The 2,509-nt window shown below is 42.7% G+C and carries 2 protein-coding genes; both read right to left on the reverse strand.

Annotated elements, in window-relative coordinates; all coding sequences use genetic code 11:
- Positions 1–7 precede the first annotated feature (7 nt).
- On the reverse strand, positions 8–1,369 hold the full coding sequence (locus K5677_RS06935; RefSeq protein ID WP_296726176.1) for a penicillin-binding transpeptidase domain-containing protein: 1,362 nt from the start codon (positions 1,367–1,369) through the stop codon (positions 8–10).
- Positions 1,366–2,509 (reverse strand): FtsW/RodA/SpoVE family cell cycle protein (locus K5677_RS06940; protein WP_296726179.1); only part of this gene is annotated, 1,144 nt, incomplete at its 5' end. The genes K5677_RS06935 and K5677_RS06940, both read right to left, overlap by 4 nt.

The raw sequence follows: 2,509 nt of genomic DNA on the forward strand, positions 1-2,509 counted from the left end.
TCTGACATCAGAAATCGTTTTTTAAATTATCAAGAAGCACCTGTGCAATCTGCTCTGTTGTGAGGTAGCCGCTGTCCTTATCCTCGATAAGAATTGCAAATGCGACAGGGAATGACGGATCGTCTACAAAACCTACAAGCAATGAATTTTCCTTCATGCCCTCATCTACCTGGGCCGTTCCGCTCTTTACTCCGACTTTATAGCCGCTGATAAGGTAGGTATACCTGTCTGCACCGTTTGTGAGCATTATCTGCTTTACCGCCTCGGCAGTATTCTCCGAGAAAAGCCTGTCGCTGAATGATGCGGAAGCCTTTTCCTTGATTTTTCCGTTGGTATCGGTAATATGATCTATAAGGTAAGGCATTGTCATTTTGCCTGTACCGTTAGCTATCGCACTCTGCCACATCATGAGCTGTATCGGGCTAACAAGGGTATCTCCCTGACCTATACAGCCCCATTGTGTTCTGAATTCATAAGGATCATTAAGGGTAGTCGATGCGGTTTCACATTGTATGCCGTTTATATTGATATATGACATTTCTTTGCCGTTTAATGCGTATCCGAGCTTTGAGTACTGCTTTTTCACCTTTTCAAGCGGCATATCCGCATCTTCAACAAGCTGTGCAAAGAAGGGATTACAGCTGTTCTCAAAGGCTTCCTGTATATTCTGAGCACCGTGGCCGTATGGATTATGACAGTCAATGAATGCGCCTGACCTGTTCTGATATTTTCCCGAACAGCTGTAGTTTTTTGAGTAAAGCTGATCTGTCCCCATTATTTCAAGTGCAGAAATTACAGTTGAGACCTTTTGCGTTGAGCCAGGGACAGTTCCAAACATATTTTTTGACAAGAGCGTTCCTGATTTAAATAAGCCAACATCATCATACCCCTTTGTAACGTCAAGAGAAGGAAGACTCACACATACGAGCAGTTCGCCAGTTTTATAGTTGTATGCCGAAACGCAGCCTTCCATATAGCCATATGCATTATATACAGCTCTGTTTGCATTATGGTCGAGCGTGGTATATATTGCTGCCTTTCCACCGCTGGGAACAAGACCGTCGCTGAAGTTGTAATTGTTTATTTTCTCAAGATTTCGCGCAACAAGAGTATTGACCATCTGTCCCTTGTCGTCGCCGATAAGGTTGCCTACATCCAGAAAATGGTTGTCGGGGTATGAACCTGTACCTGTTCCGTCGAAGAGCACATCTCCCGAACGGTCATAAACATATCCAAGCTGATGCACGTCTGAATTCATCATGTAAAAAGAAGATTCATGCACGAGTTTAACGACAAGGAGAGCCATGCCTATAATAAAAAGAAGGATTACAGCACTTATTATACGCTGTGTTCGTTTTATACTTTTCATTCCTGCCACCTCCATGCGGGTACTGATGGCTCCTGTTTCTTATGTTTAGGCTCAATAAATGAGGGAGACTGCGTTGCCATCAGCATACCGACCATAAATCCGCTTACCATAAGGGAGCTTCCTCCCGATGAAAGGAAGGGGATAGTTACGCCCGTAAAAGGTATAAGATTGCATGAACCGAAAATATTAAGAGCCATTTGAATGATAAAAGCCGCACATATGCAGGCAGATATCGTTCCGTGGTAATATGACCTTGCAGGATTGATAAGAGGTATTGCGGTAATGATTATAATTGCAAGAACAGCCATAAGTGCGAAAAGAAGTCCCCATTCTTCGCTTATAGTTGCAAAAACTATATCATTGTCATAAGCGAAAATATTTGAAAGGAAGCCTTTTCCCGGGCCAAGTCCGAGCCAGCCGCCGTTTGCGATCGCGATAAGTGGCTTTGACTGCTGATATCCGTCGCCTGTTTTGTCACTCCAAATGTCAACGTGCAGTCTGTGCTGTACATAGTCGGGAGCATACTTAAGACCGATGAGAACAAATACGAGTATTACACCTATCACAGCAAAAAGCTTCTTTTTTGAGAATTTTGCCTTAGGATAGCATATCCTCAGAAGAAAACCTACGGAGAAAATACTGAGAAAAGTAGGTAAGCTTCCGTAATCGTGGGATTTTACCTGTACAAGGCATATTGCCGCAGTAAGTACAAGAAGAGTGATGTTCTCATATACCACGTTCATAAAGAGTACCTTATGCTTTTTCTGCTGATCCTCAATTGAGGTTGCACAGGCAAGCACAAACAGGGGCTTTATGAATTCTGATGGCTGTATGGTGAACTTTCCGATATATATCCACATATCCTTTTTGATCAGCGTTACCATGAGCGTAATCAGGAGAATGACAGCAGTCAGTCCGTAAATAAGCTTTTTCCTGCTGTGAAGTAGTTTATGGTTCCTGCATATTACAAATCCTGCCTTGCAGGAAACTATACAGGCTATACAGGTTATCAGATGCTTTGCATTGAAGCCGACCTCTCCGAAGCAGGACTGGAATATAAAGCTCATATTAAGTATCAGTATAAGCAGGAAATCAAGAGCATATGTAGTCTGCTTAAAGAACAGAATTACAGCAAAATAT

Source organism: Ruminococcus sp. (assembly GCF_024684275.1).